Here is a 17,517-nt window from a genome sequence, read left to right on the forward strand (position 1 = left end):
GCGTTCATGTCCAACATATAATGGCTTAACGTCTATGCTACATCTTTTTACAGGTTTAGAATTTCATACAGGTCTATTATTAGTTCTAGCACTGTTATTTGTGCTGGTCTATGAGGCTATAAATGGCTTCCATGACACCGCTAACGCGGTAGCAACGGTTATTTATACCAGAGCAATGCGGGCACAGTTCGCAGTTGTCATGGCAGGGGTTTTTAACTTTTTTGGTGTCTTGCTGGGAGGGTTGAGCGTTGCCTACGCGATTGTCCACCTCTTACCAACAGACCTCTTGCTTAATGTGAGCTCTGCTCACGGCCTTGCAATGGTTTTCTCATTGCTACTGGCTGCAATTATTTGGAACCTTGGAACGTGGTACCTCGGTATCCCTGCATCCAGTTCCCACACACTGATTGGTGCCATTATCGGGGTAGGTTTAACCAATGCGATAGTGACAGACTCATCAGTGGTTGACGCTCTGAATATACCGAAAATGATCAGTATTTTCATGTCGTTAATTCTTTCTCCAGCGATTGGTTTCGTGATTGCCGGTTTGATGATTTTCTTTTTACGCCGTTATTGGAGCGGAACAAAGAAACGTCGCCGTATTCACTTAACACCTGCAGAACGTGAGAAAAAGGATGGTAAGCGTAAGCCGCCATTCTGGACCCGTACCGCGCTGATTTTATCCGCGGTTGGCGTCAGTTTCTCGCACGGTGCGAACGATGGGCAGAAAGGTATCGGTCTTATCATGCTTGTGCTGATTGGTGTTGCGCCAGCTGGTTTCGTCATGAATATGAACTCGAACGGTTATGATATCGCGAGAACTCATGATGCTGTAGTCCACCTGCAACAATACTATGAAACACATAAACCTGCGTTAAACCACGCGATAGAAAATGCCCCTGCAGTTGCTGAAAGTAGTAATGAGCCTGGTGGCGAATTCCATTGCGATAGTTCACGTACAGGTGCAATTTTAAATCAAGCTCAGACGATGCTAAACGGCATTCAGAGCTACGAAGAGCTAACGCCTGACCAGCGTAACCATGCGCGCCGTTTATTGATGTGTATCTCTGATACAGCGAATGCGGTAGCTAAATTACCAGAGACGAGCTCGAAAGATGCAAGTTTACTGAAAAAACTCAGTAATGACCTGCTGTATACTGTTGAGTATGCACCTCTGTGGATCATCATTGCGGTTGCTTTAGCCCTGTCTTTAGGCACCATGTTTGGTTGGCAGCGTGTTGCAGTCACGATTGGTGAGAAGATTGGTAAGAAAGGCATGACCTACGCACAAGGTGTTTCTGCGCAGGTGACTGCGGCAGTGTCAATTGGTGTGGCGAGTTATACGGGTATGCCTGTTTCAACAACCCAAGTTTTATCTTCCGCTGTTGCGGGAACCATGGTTGTTGATGGTGGCGGTGTACAAACTAAAACAATCAAAAGTATTGCGTTAGCGTGGTTACTGACTTTACCTGTCTCGATTGTTTTATCTGGTGGGTTGTACTGGTTATCTCTGCTGTTTATCTAACAGCACTTCACTTGGCTTCACTGTTGTGAAGCCGTCGAAAGTGACATGAACACAGTGATATAAGAATACAAAATAGTGATGATCGTAAGGTCATCACTATTTTTTTACGTCAAGAAAGCGGGTTAACCCGTCATTAAAAGATAAACTAAGCTCACGACAACAAGAATACTGAGCCGGCTTATTGTCATAAATTGTTTACGGATTCGTTCACAACGCGCAATGACTTCAGGGTCATAGTGCTCAAGATACTGTTTGCTATTGATATATCGGACAAGCCGAAGTTGTTTGTTCAGTTGACCATGGGTGGTGAAAAAACCATTCCCATCAACGGATTGGTAGAGTAACGGATCGGAATCCCGCAAAATAGATAATAAAACACGAATGGACGAAAAATAACGCATCATATTCAAAATGCATAAAATGCAGAGTGCCCAAAATAAAGCAATCATACTGAACATAATCCCCTCCTTAGAAACCCAGCTCACAGCACTTGTCAAAAAGGAAATACAGCAAGATATTTTATTTATACTCAGTCATTTCATTGTAGGATAAATTATTGTTTAAAAAAAGTGCAATCCCTGCAAATTTTTGATTACTTTTTGTTTATATTGAAAAAAATACTTCATTGCTGCTTATCATTGGATATCACACTTTAGTGTGAAATTATGTTGTTTCTTGTCTGTGGAAGTGTAGCCATAACTCGAATTACTTAGGTGAATATATTAATATTGAAGGAATGATGTTATTGTTTTATAAAATGTTATATACACTTATGGTTTTAAGGTTAATCTGCTTAGATGTGATCAGTGCAACACTTAATTATCACAGTTAGCAGGTATAGTATTATTAAGATGTGGTGAAGGCATAACCACTGGATTAATCAGCATTCGGAAGGAGTTTACTTATGGCTTACAAACATATTCTTGTTGCGGTAGATTTATCACCTGAAAGTAAAGTATTACTGGATAAGGCTGTCTCTATGGCAAAACCTTACGGTGCCAAAGTATCCATGATCCATGTTGATGTTAACTATTCAGACCTGTACACCGGACTTATTGATGTCAATTTGGGTGATATGCAGCAGCGTATCACTGATGAGACGCGTAATGCGCTGAAAGATTTATCTGCAGGTGCGGGCTATGATATTCAAGAAACGCTGAGTGGTAGCGGCGATCTTGGTCAAGTACTGGTTGATGCCATTAAAAAATACGACATGGACTTAGTGGTCTGTGGTCATCACCAAGACTTTTGGAGCAAACTGATGTCATCCGCACGTCAGTTAATCAATACAGTTCATGTGGATATGTTGATTGTTCCGTTAAATGACGATGAAGAGTAATCTATTCTCTCTTGTTTGAAATATTATTCACTAAAAACGCTTGCTTATGCAGGCGTTTTTTTTGTGTCAAAATATGACATTTAGGGTAGATATTGGCAGGTCAAGCAATTTTTTTTGCATTATAGTGAAAAAAAACCTTGAATTTAGAATACAAACTAATGATATATTCAATAGGCAAAACACAAATCAACCTCACATTTCCTAAAAATAATGACAAGAAAGAGTGAGGCACATCACAACAACCACATGTTAAAAAGGAAGACATAGATGACACAATCACTATCTTCATTCTTGGAGTCTGTCCAAAAAAGAGACCCTTCACAGCCAGAGTTTTTACAAGCTGTGCGTGAAGTATTCACTTCCCTTTGGCCTTTCCTTGAGCAAAATGCAAAGTACCGTGACCAAGCACTGCTTGAGCGCTTTGTTGAACCTGAAAGGGTTATCCAATTTCGCGTATGTTGGATGGATGACCAAGGCAAGGTCCAAGTTAACCGCGCATGGCGTGTGCAATTTAGCTCAGCCATCGGTCCATTCAAAGGCGGTATGCGTTTCCACCCATCTGTTAATTTATCCATTCTGAAATTCTTAGGCTTCGAACAAACACTGAAAAACGCACTAACTACCTTACCAATGGGCGGTGGTAAAGGCGGTTCAGACTTTGATCCGAAAGGAAAAAGCACGGGTGAAGTCATGCGTTTCTGCCAAGCATTGATGACGGAACTGTATCGCCATATTGGTTCAAACACTGACGTACCTGCAGGCGATATTGGTGTGGGTGCGCGTGAAGTTGGCTTTATGACGGGTATGATGAAAAAGCTGTCTAACGACACCTCTTGTGTATTTACAGGGAAAGGCTTGTCTTTTGGTGGTAGCTTAATTCGCCCTGAAGCAACGGGTTACGGTTTAGTGTACTTCACTAATGCAATGTTACAGCGCCATGGTTTAAGCTTTGATGGTATGCGAGTTGCGGTCTCTGGTTCAGGTAACGTGGCACAGTACACCATTGAAAAATGTATGGAACTGGGTGCGAAAGTGGTTACTGCATCGGATTCTAGCGGTACGGTAGTTGATGAGGCTGGCTTCACTGCAGAAAAACTCGCACGCTTAGAAGAAATCAAAAACAATTATGGCCGTGTTGAAGAATACGCGAAAGAGTTTGGTTTAACTTACTTAGCGGGTCAGCAACCATGGAATGTCCCTGTTGATATCGCATTGCCATGTGCAACACAAAATGAGCTGGATGTTGAAGCAGCGAAAGTGTTAATCAAAAATGGCGTTAAAGCGGTCGCAGAAGGCGCAAACATGCCAACGACGATCCCTGCAACAGAGCTGTTCCTTGAAGCTGGCGTGTTGTTTGCTCCAGGTAAAGCTGCTAACGCAGGCGGTGTGGCAACATCAGGTTTGGAAATGGCGCAGAATGCGGCTCGTCTTGGCTGGAAAGCAGAGAAGGTCGATGCGCGCTTACACCACATCATGTTGGATATCCATCACCACTGTGTTGAGTTTGGTGGTGAAGGAAAACAAACCAACTATGTTCAAGGTGCGAACATCGCGGGCTTTGTAAAAGTCGCTGATGCAATGCTTGGGCAGGGTGTGTTGTAATCCTCTGACAAAAAAACGTACGCGAAAGGGCGGTTGTATCATACTGATAATTCACCTGTACATACGCCCTTCGCCGTTACGTTTAATCGTTATTTTTAATGCACGGATAGATATCGAATCGATGGCTTTTTGTTGTAACCGCTGACGGTGCTTTTTGTCCCGCAAGGGGCTCTGCATAGTCAGGGCGTTTGACCACTACACGGCGTTTTGCCAAGGCAATTGCAGGCGCTAATAATGCATCTGCATCATCATCTGCTCCCACCAACGACTGAAATACCCGCATCTCTTTCTTAACTAACGCACTTTTTTGCCGATGTGGATACATCGGGTCAAGATAGATAACATCTGGTGCAGGAGTGATTTCACTCAATGCGGTTATACTTGATGTGTGGATCAAGGACATACGTTTTTGTAGCCACGGGCCGATTTCGGCATCTTGATAACCACGTTGTAAGCCATCGTCCAGCAATGCCGCAACCACAGGGTGACGCTCTAACATTCGAACGTGACAACCAAGAGCGGCGAGCACAAAGGCGTCTCGGCCTAACCCTGCGGTGGCATCAATTACATCAGGCAAATACTCTTTTTTAATCCCAACCGCTTTTGCGACTGCTTCACCACGTCCACCGCCAAATTTTCGGCGATGAGCCATTGCTCCCGAAACAAAATCGACAAAAATACCACCGAGTTTGGGTTCATCAAGTTTGCGGAGCTGCAAATTTTCGGGGGTAAGCACCAGTGCCATAGTGGCATCTGGTGTATGGGAAAGCTGCCATTTTTCAGAAAGTTGAGAAAGGGTGCCTTGATCGGCACCCTCTTCACAGATCAACTGGATCTTAATGTGATTAGCCATGAATACCGTAGCTCTTCAACATCGCATCAAGTTCTGGTTTACGGCCACGGAAACGCTCAAACAACGCCATTGGCTCTTCAGAGCCGCCACGACTTAAAATATTGTCGAGGAACGATTGGCCTGTTTGGCGGTTAAAAATGCCTTCTTCACTAAAGCGTGAGTAAGCATCTGCTGCGAGTACATCAGCCCATAAATAGCTGTAGTAACCTGCTGCGTAACCGCCTGCAAAAATATGGCTAAAGGCATGTGGGAAGCGAGCCCATTTCGGTGAAGGTACCACCGCGACTTTATCTTTAATCGCATATAGCGTCGGCATGACTTGCGCACCTTTTGCAGGGTCATACTCTGCGTGTAAGGTGAAATCAAACAGACCAAACTCTAATTGGCGCAGGACAAACATTGCGGATTGGTAATTTTTCGCGGCTAACATGCTACTTAACATTTCGGCTGGTAATGGTTCGCCAGTTTCATAGTGGCCAGATATAAATTCCAGCGCTTCAGGCTCCCAACACCAGTTTTCCATAAATTGACTTGGTAATTCGACGGCATCCCAAGGCACACCATTGATCCCTGCGACATCAGCGACATCGATTTGCGTCAACATATGGTGCAAGCCGTGACCAAATTCATGGAACAGGGTGATGACTTCATCATGGGTGAAGAGAGCGGGTTTATCGCCTAATGGCTGGTTAAAGTTACATGTCAGGTAAGCCACTGGGTTTTGCAGTGAACCATCTTTATGCACCATACGGCCAACACAATCGTCCATCCAAGCTCCGCCACGTTTGTGTTCACGTGCATAGAGGTCAAGGTAGAAGCTACCACGCAGGGTATTAGTATCATCATACAGTTCGAAGAAACGCACATCTTTATGCCATGTTTCGACGTCATTACGTTCTTTGGCGGTTAAACCATAGATTCGGTGAACAACTTCGAACAAACCATTTAGAACGCGTTGTTCAGGGAAATAAGGGCGTAATTGCTCATCACTTAATGAGAATTTATGCTGTTTTTGTTTCTCGCTATAATACGCTAGATCCCACGATTCTAAAGACTCAATGCCATAATGTTCTTTAGCAAAAGCGGTGAGCTCAGCCAGTTCGTCTTTACCTTGCTGGTGGGCGCGATCGGCTAAGTCATTGAGGAAGCCTAAAACTTGCTCTGGTGATTCTGCCATTTTTGTTGCTAGGGATTTATCTGCGTAATTTTTGAAGCCAAGCAGTTGGGCAAGCTCGTGGCGTAACGCCATTAACTCATCGATAAGCTCGCTATTATCCCATTTGCCCGCATTTGGTCCTTGGTCTGAGGCGCGAGTACTGTATGCATGGCTCATTTCACGGCGCAGTTCTGCGTTATCCGCGTAGGTCATGACAGGCAGGTAGCTTGGCATGTCGAGAGTTAAGAGGTAGCCTTCTTCGCCTTTGGCTTCCGCCATGGCTTTTGCGGCGGCAATGGCGCTTTCTGGCATACCCGCTAATTCTTTTTCATCTTTAATGAGTTTAGTCCACCCCATGGTGGCATCAAGCACATTATTGCCGAATTTAGATGCGATCTCCGACAAACGTGCAACAATTTCACCGTAACGTTGCTGTTTTTCAGCAGGTAAGCCGATACCTGATAATTCGAAATCACGTAAGGTGTTTTCGATAGATTTACGTTGTGATTGGCTAAGTGAATTAAACTCAGCACTTTCTTTTAAGGATTTATACGCTTGGTATAAGGGCTCATGCTGGCCCATCCACGTACTGAATTCAGACAATAGTGGTAAACATTGCTCGTAAGCTTCGCGCAGTTCAGGGCTATTTTTCACGGAATGCAGATGGCTCACTGGTGACCAAACGCGAGACAGCTTATCACTCGCTTCTTCTAACGGCTGACACAGGTTATCCCATGTATAGTGGGTGGTTGCATTCAGGAGGTTTTCAACTGTTTGGCGGTACTCGGTGAGCACATGTTTGACAGCAGGAAAAACGTGAGCAGGTTCAATGCTAGAAAAACGGGGTAATGCAGAATCGGCTAATAATGAATTTGTCATAAAAACATCCTGTGATTGCAGGCTTGTGCTCGTAGGCCAAGGCTTACAGTGTTGACAATAAAAGTTAAATGGCGAGCTTATCTCCAAACAATTCATGTTATCGGGTGATAAAACCAGCACACCATTATGAATATAAGAAAGTATATGGGGGCGGATATGGAAACCTCAATATCAAGATAACGTTTTTTCTTATCAGTGCTTATCAATAAATGGGGTTTTTGTTGGCTTTTATCAATAAAGAGGATAGTTGTAGTTTCAATGCTTTGGAAAATAATGAATTCAGTCTATAATCACTTTCCAATCTATAGAGGAAGATCGTCGTCTCCGGTGAGGCGGCTGGATTTCAAATCCAGTTGGGGCTGCCAGCAGTCCCGGGCAGGTTCGACTCCTGTGATCTTCCGCCACTCAATGGCTATCCTGAAAACATTCTCTGTATTCTTATCATCTTAATAGTTCCTCTTTTTTCAATAAATTATTGTTGTTCATCGTTTATGCATAACGTATAGAAAGTGGAGGCAATTTGATGAGCGAAAATCTTCCTGAAGCACCACAGGGTGAATTTGTTTTGTTTCGTAGTGAAGATGGGCAAACTCACGTCGAATGCCGGTTTGAGTCTGATACGTTGTAGTTATTTCAATCATCAATTGCTGAACTGTATGGAAAAGACGTTCGTACAATTAATGAGCATCTTGTTAATATTTTCTCTGAAGGGGAACTTGCTTAAAACGCAACCATCTGGAAATTCCGGATAGTTCGATTAGAGGGAAATCGTCAGGTTTACAGAGAGATAGATCACTATAGTTTACCCGCCATTCTTGCTATTGGCTACCGTGTCCGCTCTGTCCGTGGTGCACAGTTTCGCCAGTGGGCGACACAAACTTTAGAACAGTATCTGATTAAAGGGTTTGTGATGGATGATGAGCGGCTAAAAAACCCGTCTATCGGTCAGTCAGCCGTGCCTGATTACTTTGATGAGAAGCCCGAACGCATCCGTAATATTCGCACCAGCAAGTGACGCGTCCATTAACTATTTTCACTATGGTAGCGGACTACGAACTTTTCAGTTGTCGTGGCTTATCACAGGTTTCGTGGGGCTGATTTTCTAACTAGAAATCACTCTTAGAAAAACCCGTCATTTCATCCAGTTCCATTTCGCGACCTAAGGCCGTCATTGGGTGGACAATCACTAAACCGCGTACGGATTTCTTCAGTTTGCCAAGATCAGCTTGTTCTTTCTTAGTGATGGCGCGTTTGAATGGCATATTCACCAATTTTTGTGCTTCTTTGCTTAGCTTCTTGTTACGCAACGCTTTCAGATGAGTAATTTCAATTTCTAGCGTCGCTTTTTCTTTCTCAAGCTCTGCGTATTTTTCTGCTTCGCTCGTCAGTTGCATGCTTGCCATCTGGTGACGAATAAGGTCTAAACGGTCGCTAAGCAGTTTAATTTGTGTTTTTTCGATTTCTTTCATTATTAATTAACCGTGAATAAATTTCTTGTCGGCGAGTATACACTATTCTGAGAGGGAGGGTGAAAAGGGATAGGTGGGAACCGCGACGTAAAAATTTTATTTGGATGTGAAAAATAGTTAAATATTTGTGAGAATAAAGTTTTATTTAATAAATAAACGAATAGGATTTATCTTATAATTTTAGTTTTATTAAATTCTATCTTAAAAAATGCCCCACATACACTCGAAAAAGGTTTGAAATTTACGATAAGTATAAAATACAGATACACTCAATGGCGTGTATATGTGAATAAATCTGTCAATATAAAATAAATATACCCTCTAATAACCTGACTTATGATAAGTTTTGGCGATCAATATTATTGCATTGATTGTTAATTTCTATCAATCGATGGGTATTTGATCGACCAAAACGATTAGCCAATACTCATTTTCATTGTTTACACTAAGTGAAATTTTATAGCCCATTAGTAATAGCATCGGTTTTAAAGCGTCACTTATTATAAACAAACCGGAGGAAGGATGTTGGATAAACCACGATCTCACAATATTTCCATTTATATAGGCTCATTATTAAGATGCTACCGAAAATCGTTGGGAATAACGGGAGCTGAACTTGGTGCACGCTTAAACATAAGCCAGCAACAAATTTCACGTTATGAGTGTGGAACAAATACATTAACTATTGATGGGTTAATGAATTTCTTATTTGCTCTAGGACTTAAAAACTGTGATATAGAATATTTTATGGAAAATATCCTAACATTTTATAAAAGTGAGCCTGAAAAACCAACGTATGAAAATTCATTTATAACAGTAAGAAAGAGATAGTTATTTCTCTTTTTTTAAAATTATATTTATTAATAAAATTTAAAAGTGTTTATCAATATAAAAACAATCATTAGGTTTCAAATCTAATGATTCTATTCGTCACGCGTTAATAAAAGTTTTTGTAGTACACATGTCCATTAGGAAATATTAATAAAAAGGTAAATTTCATGAAATTTAAAGTTATTTCTTTATCAATCGCTGCTGCGCTGTCTTTATCTTCAATGGTGGCTTCTGCTGCTACAACGACAGTAAATGGTGGCACAGTTCATTTTAAAGGTGAGCTAGTGAATGCGGCATGTGCTGTTGACGCGGGTTCCGTTGAACAAACTGTGCAGCTTGGTCAAGTTCGTACTGTTAAATTAGCACAAACAGGTGATGTGAGTACGCCTGTTGGTTTTAACATTCAATTAAATGACTGTGATACCACTATTGCGACATCTGCAAAAGTTGCATTTACCGGTGTGTCTGCAAATGCAGCAAACCCGACAGTTCTATCTGTAGCCTCTTCTGCTGCTGGTTCTGCAACGAATGTAGGTATCCAAATTTTAGATTCTAAAAGCATTCCTCTAGGCCTTGATGGTGCAACATTTAGCACCGCGATGACATTGAAAGATGGTACTAACATTCTGCCATTCCAAGCTCGCTACTATGCACTTGATGCAACTACCGCGGGTGTGGCAAACGCAGATGCAACATTTGCTGTTCAGTACGAGTAATTTTTAAGCAGATTTAGGATGTCGAATTAGTTAGCCAAGGACGGCTTTATTTATCAATAAAATTAGAAAGGTAAAGTCTCATGAGAGAGGTGATGTTTGCGCTACTACTTTTATTCGCTCCACTCCTTGAGGCTGGAAACAAGTGGAATGTTCAGTTACCAGGCGGAGGAATGCACTTCCATGGGGAACTCATCGCAGAAGCGTGTAGTGTCGAAACTTCAGACAAAAATTTGACTGTAAATATGGGACAACTACGAACGAATATGCTGACTGCCCCAGGTCAAGAAACCGCGCCTGTTCTATTTGATATCCATTTACGCGAATGCAGCAAAACCGCGACTGAGTATGTCTCCATCACTTTCTCGGGGATTGCAGATAATACCAACCCAGATATTTTTGCTATTGGTGATGGCCCGAATAGCGCCAGTGGCGTAGGGCTAGCTGTTTTTGATTCCGCTAACACCTTAATTCCTATTAATAGTACACCTCGGAAAATAGCACGCGTTATTAATGGTGATATGACGTTGCACTTTATCGCTAAATATCGCGCGACGAGTTATCAAATTACGGGTGGAAAGGCAAACGCACAGGCTCTTTTTTCGCTGACCTATGAATAAAACATCCGTAAATAATTTATATACCTATTTAATTTTTTGTTAGAAAAGGACAGACGTAACAATGAAAAACGTAACAATCCGCAAACTAATTAGCGCCTTATTAATATTACTCTGTTCAAATATATATACTCAGGCATATGCCGGTGTTGCATTAGGCGCGACACGTGTTATTTACCCTGCTGGGCAAAAACAAGTTCAGCTTGCAGTGACAAATAATGATGAAAAAAGCGTTTTTCTTATTCAATCTTGGGTAGAGAATACATCAGGGAAAAAAGATAGCCAATTTGCGGTTACGCCACCCTTATTTACCATGCAAGGTAAAAAAGAAAATACATTGCGTATTATTGACGCCACTAATAACCAATTACCTCAAGATAGAGAAAGCCTTTTCTGGCTCAATGTAAAAGCCATTCCTGCCATGGATAAATCCAAGCTGAATGAAAATACGCTTCAATTGGCCATCATCAGCCGGATCAAACTGTATTATCGCCCGACCAATTTATCTGTTTCGCCTGAAACTGTTGCGGAATCATTACGTTTCAGGCGCCAAGCTGGCAGCGTTACCGTTATTAATCCTACACCTTATTACGCAACAGTAACGTCATTAAATATCGGTTCAACCAAACTCGATAATGTATTGGTTCCTCCGTTTGGTGAGGCATCTGTCTCTGCGCCAACCAATGCGAATGGTGGCATTACTTTCCAAACGATTAATGACTATGGTGCGTTAACTCCCAAAATGACCGGAAACATCCAGTAAAAACGTTTTTTACTCACTACTACTTTGATTTAAATAACTTACTGGGCGACATGGTTGTTCAGGGAGAGGGAATATGTCATATCTGGCATCTGAAAAAAGGCAATTCATTTCGGGAAAAGAATCATTTTTTGGATATATATCCGAACGCCATTTTCCCTTAATTCCATTGACGCTATTAATTAGTGCTTGCCTGTATCCTGCTTGGGCTGAGGCAGAACTCTACTTTAATCCACGATTTTTAGCAGATGACCCTTCCGCTGTTGCAGACCTATCTGCTTTTGAGCAAGGCCAAGAAGTACCGGAAGGAACCTATCGTGTTGATATTTATTTGAATGATGGCTATTTATCAACCAAAGATGTTCGTTTCGTCGCAAATAAAAATGAACGCCAGCTTATGCCTTGTTTCACACTCGGCGAATTAGCAAAAATGGGTGTTAATACACCCGCAATTTCAGGAACAAATACCCCAGAGCAAAATAACTGCCAGCCTTTGAATATGCTTATTGAAGACGCGACAGCACGCTTTGATGTTGGTTTGCAACGGCTCTACATTACGGTTCCACAAATATTTATGGCTAATCGAGCTCGAGATTTTATTCCCCCGGAATATTGGGACTCAGGTATTACGGCGGGTATTTTAAATTATAGTTTAACGGGAAATAGTGCACGTAACCAAAATGGTAAGCACAGTAGCTATACCTACCTAAATATGCAAAGCGGGCTAAACCTTGGGGCATGGCGCTTACGAGATAACTCGACGTGGAGTCACAGCTCAGGAACGTCGACGACTGAAACTCGTTGGGAACATATTAATACCTATTTGGAGCGTGGGATAAATCAGATACGCTCCCGCTTAACAATAGGTGACAGTTATACCCCCGGTGAAATCTTTGATAGTTTTAACTTTAGAGGAATTCAGCTAGCTTCTGATGACAATATGCTACCGGAAAGCCAAAAAGGGTTTGCGCCAGTTATTCGCGGTATTGCTCGTGGTACGGCTGATGTCTCCATCAAACAAAATGGCTATGAAATCTACCGCAATACTTTCCCGCCAGGGCCTTTCATTATTAATGATTTATATGCCGCAGGAAACAGTGGTGACCTCAACGTTAGTATTACTGAAGCGGATGGTTCGGTGCAAAGTTTTACGGTGCCTTACTCATCTGTACCATTACTTCAAAGGGAAGGGCATACCCAATATGCAGTCACTGCGGGTGATTACCGAGCAGGAAATGGCCAGCAAGAAAAACCGAGTTTTATGCAAGCGACATTAATGAGAGGTTTATCGTACGGGTGGACACTTTATGGAGGTTCGCAACTCGCTAGTCGCTATCAATCCTTCAACATCGGTATGGGGAAAAACATTGGTGTATTTGGTGCGCTGTCTATCGATATTACACAGGCAAATGCGAAGCTGCCTGACGATAGCAATCATCAAGGGCAATCTATTCGTTTTCTTTATAACAAGTCGATGAATGAAACGGGCACAACCATACAATTGGCTGGCTATCGTTATTCAACCAAAGGCTATTATTCATTTGCGGATACCACTTATAAGCGCATGAATGGTTATAGCCTTGCGACACAAGATGGTGTCATTCAAGTCACTCCAACATTCTCGGATTACTATAATTTAGCCTATAACAAACGTGAAAAAATCCAGCTAAGCCTCACCCAACAATTAGGTGAGCAATCAACATTGTATGTGACAGGAAGCCATGAAACGTATTGGAACACGAGTAAGTCCGATAAACATTTACAGGTTGGTTTCAATACACTGATTGAAGGTATTAGCTGGGGGATCAATTACAGTCTGTCTAAGAACTCTTGGCAAGAAGCAAATGACCAGATGTTAGCGATGAATGTGAATATCCCATTTAGCTATTGGATGCGATCTGACAGCCAATCAATTTGGCGTAATGCGAGTGCCAGTTATAACGTCTCCCATGACCTAAAAGGTCGTATCACTAACATGGCAGGCCTTTATGGCACATTACTTGAAGATAATAACTTAAGTTATAACGTGCAAACGGGTTACGCAGGGGGCGGCCAAGGTAACTCTTCGGCATCTGGTTACACGGCGCTGAATTACCGCGGTACATATGGCAATGCTAACGCGGGTTACAGTTATACCGATAACGTACGCCAAATGTATTATGGTCTGAGTGGTGGTGTGTTAGCTCATGCTAATGGCATCACGCTTAGTCAGCCAATGAATGACACTGTTGTCCTCGTGAAAGCACCAGGGGCGGGAAACGTAAAAGTTGAAAATCAGACAGGGGTTAATACTGATTGGCGTGGCTATGCCATCTTACCTTATGCCACCGATTACCGAGAAAACCGTATTGCGCTGGATACCAACACATTAGCCAATAATGTCGATTTAGAAGACCCCGTTGTCAGTGTCGTTCCTACTCGAGGTGCAGTTGTTCGCGCTGATTTCCACCCTCGAATTGGGGTAAAAGTACTGATGACATTACTAAAAAGTGACGGAAAGCCCGTGCCATTTGGCGCGATTGTTTCTTCAAGCGATAACAATGGTAGCAGCATTGTTGCTGATGACGGTCAAGTTTACTTAACGGGGTTATCACTTTCTGGTCATCTTATTGCCCGCTGGGGAGAAGGTCCCGACTCACAGTGCCAGATTAACTACACATTACCTGAGCAAAGCCAACACGAGATGCTCAGTAAGTACCGTGCACTGTGCCGCTAAGGAGCCAATAATGCCGAATAAGTTCATGATTTTTTCTGCCTCTCTATTTGCACTTTTATCATTATCTCAAAGTGCATATGCGGCAGACAGTACGATCAACATTAAAGGGTATGTGCGAGATAACACGTGTGCGGTTGCACCGGGGTCGCAAAGCCAAGTTGTTGATTTACTTAATAACGCGGTGAAGCAACTTTATGCCGTGGGGGAAGTGACCCCTGTCATTCCATTTAATATTGAGCTCACCCCTTGTGGCAACTCGGTTACTGCGGTGAAAGTGGGTTTTGTGGGAATTGCGGATACCAACAATCAGACCTTATTGGCGTTAGACCCCGGAAGCCTCAATGCATCAGGCGCAGGTATACAAATTTTAGATGGTGCCAGAAAATCACTCGCACTCAATGCTACCAGTAACAACATGGTTTGGACCCCTTTAGTGGCAGGGAAGAATAATACACTGCATTTTTATGCTCGATTAATGGCGTCTAAATTACCAGTCACAGCGGGGCATGTTCGAGCTACCGCCACTTTTACGCTTGAGTTCCAGTAAGCAGAGGATGTCATCATGAACATTAAATGGAAGGGAGCAGCCCCGTTTATCTGGCTGATTTTATTTTCACTAGCCACATCCTCATATGCCGCTGATGTGACGATTACAGTGAATGGGAGTGTTGTTGCGAAGCCATGCACTGTTGCAACGACGAGTGCCAATGTTGATTTAGGTGATTTATACACTTTTAATTTAATCACGCCAGGTTCTTCCTCAATATGGCACCCCGTTTCATTAGATTTAGTCAATTGCCCTGTAGGAACGTCCACGGTGACCGCCACTTTCAGCGGTATCGCTGATACGACGGGTTATTATAAAAATCAGGGAACAGCAGGCAATATTCAGCTACAACTCCAAGATACCGCGGGTAATAACTTAAACAATGGTGCGCAAAAAAAACTGCAAGTTAACGACTCTTCATTATCCACCCGTTTTCCTTTGCAAGTCAGAGCGCTTTCCGTTAAAGGCCAAGCTACTCAAGGGAATATACAGGCTGTTATTGATGTTACCTATACTTATCAATGAGTTAATATTATGAATATAAAAAAATGTGTTCAGTTATTTGCAGCAGGTTTAACGATTTATACCGTGGGTATTTCTTTGAGCTATGCTTTCACTTGTACAGATTCTACGGGGAATATTGTAAATAGCGATAAAGGTACGAAAATCGCAGATGTTTATGTAAACCTACAGCCTAGTGTGCAGCCTGGGCAAAATCTAGTTGTTGACTTGTCACAATCCATTTCATGTAAGAATGATTCACCAACAACGCGTCGGGACTTGGTGAGTATGATCAGAGGGTCTGCATTTGGCGGGGCACTTGCCAGCTTTGATGGTTCACTAAAATACTATGGTATCAACAATAAGTTTCCATTAATACAACCCACTCACCAGCAAAGTTTTCCGCTAGGGAGTTATGCCCCTTGGAATACCCAATTATTCCTAACACCTATCAATGCCGCAGGTGGGATTGCCATTAAAAAAGGCTCTCATTTTGCCACCCTTGTTATGCATCAGGTGGGCTCTGATATTATTGGAGGAGGAAATGTACGGACGGCTACCTTTACATGGAACCTCTACACCAATAATGATGTGCTCATTCCTATTGGTGGATGTGATGTATCTTCACGAAATGTTATTGTAAATCTACCCGAATACCCTGGCACAGCACCTGTTCCGCTTTCGGTCCACTGTGCCTCAGGGCAAAACCTGTATTATTATCTTTCAGGGACCACAGATACTCGTTCAAATATTTTTGCGAATACATTTTCGGGAACAAATGCGGCAAAAGGCGTCGGTATTCAACTGGTCAGTAATGGGAATGCGATAGCTGTTAATCAAAAAGTGGCTTTAGGTAGGGTCACCACAGGTGCTGTTAGCCTTGGCTTAAGTGCACGATATGGACGTACTTCAGGCCAAGTTTCAGCAGGGAAAGTGCAGTCTATTATTGGTGTCACTTTTACTTATGATTAGCATGCTGGTTGAATTATTGGTTAAATCACTGGTGGGGTTTAATTCTCCACCCATCAATATTCACCATTGCGAGCCAGATTATGAAATATAAAATTCGATATAAAAACAAGGTGATTGGGATTACTGCATTAGAAGGGGGAGATCCTCCGATGGGGTTTGTGTTTGGTATGCTGGAGCCAACTGTATTTTATACCGCAGATATCGATAAAGTACATTTGAGCCTATATACCGACGAAACCAATGAAGAAATTGCCTGTAACTCTATCTCGTTTGACGATTATTCCGCAGAACTGGGCGAGCAATGTATCGAGGTCACTGTTTTAGTTGAATCCGCCGAAGAATATGCGAAATTTTTTAAGCATCACCTCGATGCTTATGAAAAACAATTTGGGTAGTACACACCTATCGCCTTCATTATTTACCATTCATTGTAAACTCTGATATTTTAGCTTATTTAATAACCATATGGCTGCCTATCACTATGGTCTCTGGATAGTCTTTGGAATTAAAAGTACTCACGCCATATTAGGGTGTAGCTAACGTTTTTTAATTGAGCGTTAAGATCTTTGATTTTGTTGTCAAAAATTACCTAAGTGATTCTTCTTCCGATCTCTCTAATATGAATGGGCGTGTACTGGCTGTTTGGGGAACTAATGACCTGAATGTGGATGCTCAATTCAACGCGTGCCGTTACAAGTCTATTTTGTCTACTAATCCTCGAGCGAGCGTCATAGTATTGCCAAATGCAAGCCATGGGTTACTTCGTTCACCTGAGTTTAATTACCAGCTTGAAAGTGATTGGCCCGCATGGCGGAAGGGGTATTTTCTTTGGTCTGGACGTGATGCTTATTACGCGGATGGGTTGAAGCTCATTACCGCATGGGTAAAAAATCAAAAGCCTGATTTAGAGAGATATAAAGCGATATGTGGGTCATAAATAGTCTGAGATAAGGAAAAATGCCATCTCAAATGGCATTTCAGACGGCTGACAAACCTATGAGGTTTGACTACATGTTAGATTGGTTTTGAAAATAGAT

17 protein-coding genes, 1 tRNA gene and 1 pseudogene are annotated in these 17,517 nt (G+C 42.4%); 15 read left to right on the top strand and 4 right to left on the bottom strand.

Annotated elements, in window-relative coordinates:
* Nucleotides 1-34 precede the first annotated feature (34 nt).
* Nucleotides 35-1,525 (top strand): inorganic phosphate transporter PitA, encoded by a 1,491-nt coding sequence (gene pitA, locus PR808_RS05145; RefSeq protein ID WP_206085233.1) that lies wholly within the window; start codon nucleotides 35-37, stop codon nucleotides 1,523-1,525.
* 122 nt (nucleotides 1,526-1,647) lie between these two features.
* On the opposite strand, the gene uspB is transcribed toward pitA, so the two are convergent.
* The gene (gene uspB, locus PR808_RS05150) at nucleotides 1,648-1,983 is read right to left on the bottom strand and encodes a universal stress protein UspB (protein ID WP_206085193.1); all 336 of its coding nucleotides are present in this window, start codon (nucleotides 1,981-1,983) and stop codon (nucleotides 1,648-1,650) included.
* Between the two features lie 446 nt (nucleotides 1,984-2,429).
* On the opposite strand from uspB, the gene uspA reads away from it, so the two are divergent.
* Together uspA and gdhA are read left to right on the top strand one after the other, a co-directional pair.
* Nucleotides 2,430-2,864 (top strand): universal stress protein UspA, encoded by a 435-nt coding sequence (uspA, locus tag PR808_RS05155; protein ID WP_206085192.1) that lies wholly within the window; start codon nucleotides 2,430-2,432, stop codon nucleotides 2,862-2,864.
* A gap of 267 nt (nucleotides 2,865-3,131) precedes the next feature.
* On the top strand, nucleotides 3,132-4,466 hold the full coding sequence (gene gdhA / locus PR808_RS05160; protein WP_206085191.1) for an NADP-specific glutamate dehydrogenase: 1,335 nt from the start codon (nucleotides 3,132-3,134) through the stop codon (nucleotides 4,464-4,466).
* Nucleotides 4,467-4,548: 82 nt separating this feature from the next.
* On the opposite strand, the gene rsmJ is transcribed toward gdhA, so the two are convergent.
* Complete coding sequence (rsmJ, locus tag PR808_RS05165; RefSeq protein WP_272538856.1) at nucleotides 4,549-5,319, bottom strand: 16S rRNA (guanine(1516)-N(2))-methyltransferase RsmJ; 771 nt, start codon at nucleotides 5,317-5,319, stop codon at nucleotides 4,549-4,551.
* Nucleotides 5,312-7,354: an oligopeptidase A gene (prlC, locus tag PR808_RS05170; protein WP_272538857.1), complete on the bottom strand. Its 2,043-nt coding sequence runs from the start codon at nucleotides 7,352-7,354 to the stop codon at nucleotides 5,312-5,314. Before prlC ends, rsmJ begins: the two co-directional genes overlap by 8 nt.
* A gap of 309 nt (nucleotides 7,355-7,663) precedes the next feature.
* On the opposite strand from prlC, the gene PR808_RS05175 reads away from it, so the two are divergent.
* Both PR808_RS05175 and PR808_RS05180 read left to right on the top strand, forming a co-directional pair.
* A tRNA-Sec gene (locus PR808_RS05175) sits at nucleotides 7,664-7,758 on the top strand.
* Between the two features lie 119 nt (nucleotides 7,759-7,877).
* Nucleotides 7,878-8,410: pseudogene (locus PR808_RS05180) on the top strand (virulence RhuM family protein); the annotation flags it as partial.
* A gap of 50 nt (nucleotides 8,411-8,460) precedes the next feature.
* Here the strand turns inward: PR808_RS05180 and PR808_RS05185 are convergent.
* Nucleotides 8,461-8,823, bottom strand: coding sequence for a YibL family ribosome-associated protein (locus PR808_RS05185; protein ID WP_206085186.1), 363 nt, complete (start codon nucleotides 8,821-8,823; stop codon nucleotides 8,461-8,463).
* Nucleotides 8,824-9,345: 522 nt separating this feature from the next.
* Between PR808_RS05185 and PR808_RS05190 the strand changes: the two genes are divergently transcribed.
* The 10 genes from PR808_RS05190 (at nucleotide 9,346) to PR808_RS05235 (ending at nucleotide 17,417) form a co-directional block, all read left to right on the top strand.
* On the top strand, nucleotides 9,346-9,654 hold the full coding sequence (locus PR808_RS05190) for a helix-turn-helix domain-containing protein (protein ID WP_206085185.1): 309 nt from the start codon (nucleotides 9,346-9,348) through the stop codon (nucleotides 9,652-9,654).
* A 167-nt stretch (nucleotides 9,655-9,821) separates the two neighbouring features.
* A complete protein-coding gene (gene fimA, locus PR808_RS05195) occupies nucleotides 9,822-10,370 on the top strand; it encodes a type 1 fimbrial major subunit FimA (protein WP_206085184.1) in 549 nt (182 codons plus the stop codon).
* Nucleotides 10,371-10,450: 80 nt separating this feature from the next.
* Entirely contained in the window at nucleotides 10,451-10,987 is a 537-nt protein-coding gene (locus PR808_RS05200) for a fimbrial protein (RefSeq protein ID WP_206085183.1), read from the top strand.
* 61 nt (nucleotides 10,988-11,048) lie between these two features.
* A complete protein-coding gene (locus PR808_RS05205; RefSeq protein WP_272538858.1) occupies nucleotides 11,049-11,747 on the top strand; it encodes a fimbria/pilus periplasmic chaperone in 699 nt (232 codons plus the stop codon).
* Between the two features lie 73 nt (nucleotides 11,748-11,820).
* Nucleotides 11,821-14,460 (top strand): fimbrial biogenesis usher protein, encoded by a 2,640-nt coding sequence (locus PR808_RS05210; RefSeq protein ID WP_206085181.1) that lies wholly within the window; start codon nucleotides 11,821-11,823, stop codon nucleotides 14,458-14,460.
* Between the two features lie 10 nt (nucleotides 14,461-14,470).
* Nucleotides 14,471-15,007, top strand: a complete 537-nt coding sequence (locus PR808_RS05215) for a fimbrial protein (protein WP_272538859.1) — start codon at nucleotides 14,471-14,473, stop codon at nucleotides 15,005-15,007.
* 21 nt (nucleotides 15,008-15,028) lie between these two features.
* Nucleotides 15,029-15,532, top strand: a complete 504-nt coding sequence (locus PR808_RS05220; protein ID WP_206085232.1) for a fimbrial protein — start codon at nucleotides 15,029-15,031, stop codon at nucleotides 15,530-15,532.
* Nucleotides 15,533-15,547: 15 nt separating this feature from the next.
* Nucleotides 15,548-16,480, top strand: coding sequence for a fimbrial protein (locus PR808_RS05225; protein WP_206085231.1), 933 nt, complete (start codon nucleotides 15,548-15,550; stop codon nucleotides 16,478-16,480).
* Between the two features lie 80 nt (nucleotides 16,481-16,560).
* Entirely contained in the window at nucleotides 16,561-16,875 is a 315-nt protein-coding gene (locus tag PR808_RS05230) for a hypothetical protein (RefSeq protein WP_206085179.1), read from the top strand.
* Between the two features lie 155 nt (nucleotides 16,876-17,030).
* Nucleotides 17,031-17,417 carry a hypothetical protein gene (locus PR808_RS05235; protein ID WP_272538860.1) on the top strand — a complete coding sequence of 129 codons (387 nt, stop codon included), beginning with the start codon at nucleotides 17,031-17,033 and terminating at the stop codon, nucleotides 17,415-17,417.
* Nucleotides 17,418-17,517 lie beyond the last annotated feature (100 nt).

This window comes from Providencia sp. PROV197 (genome assembly GCF_028479625.1).
Taxonomy (GTDB): Bacteria; Pseudomonadota; Gammaproteobacteria; order Enterobacterales; family Enterobacteriaceae; genus Providencia; species Providencia vermicola.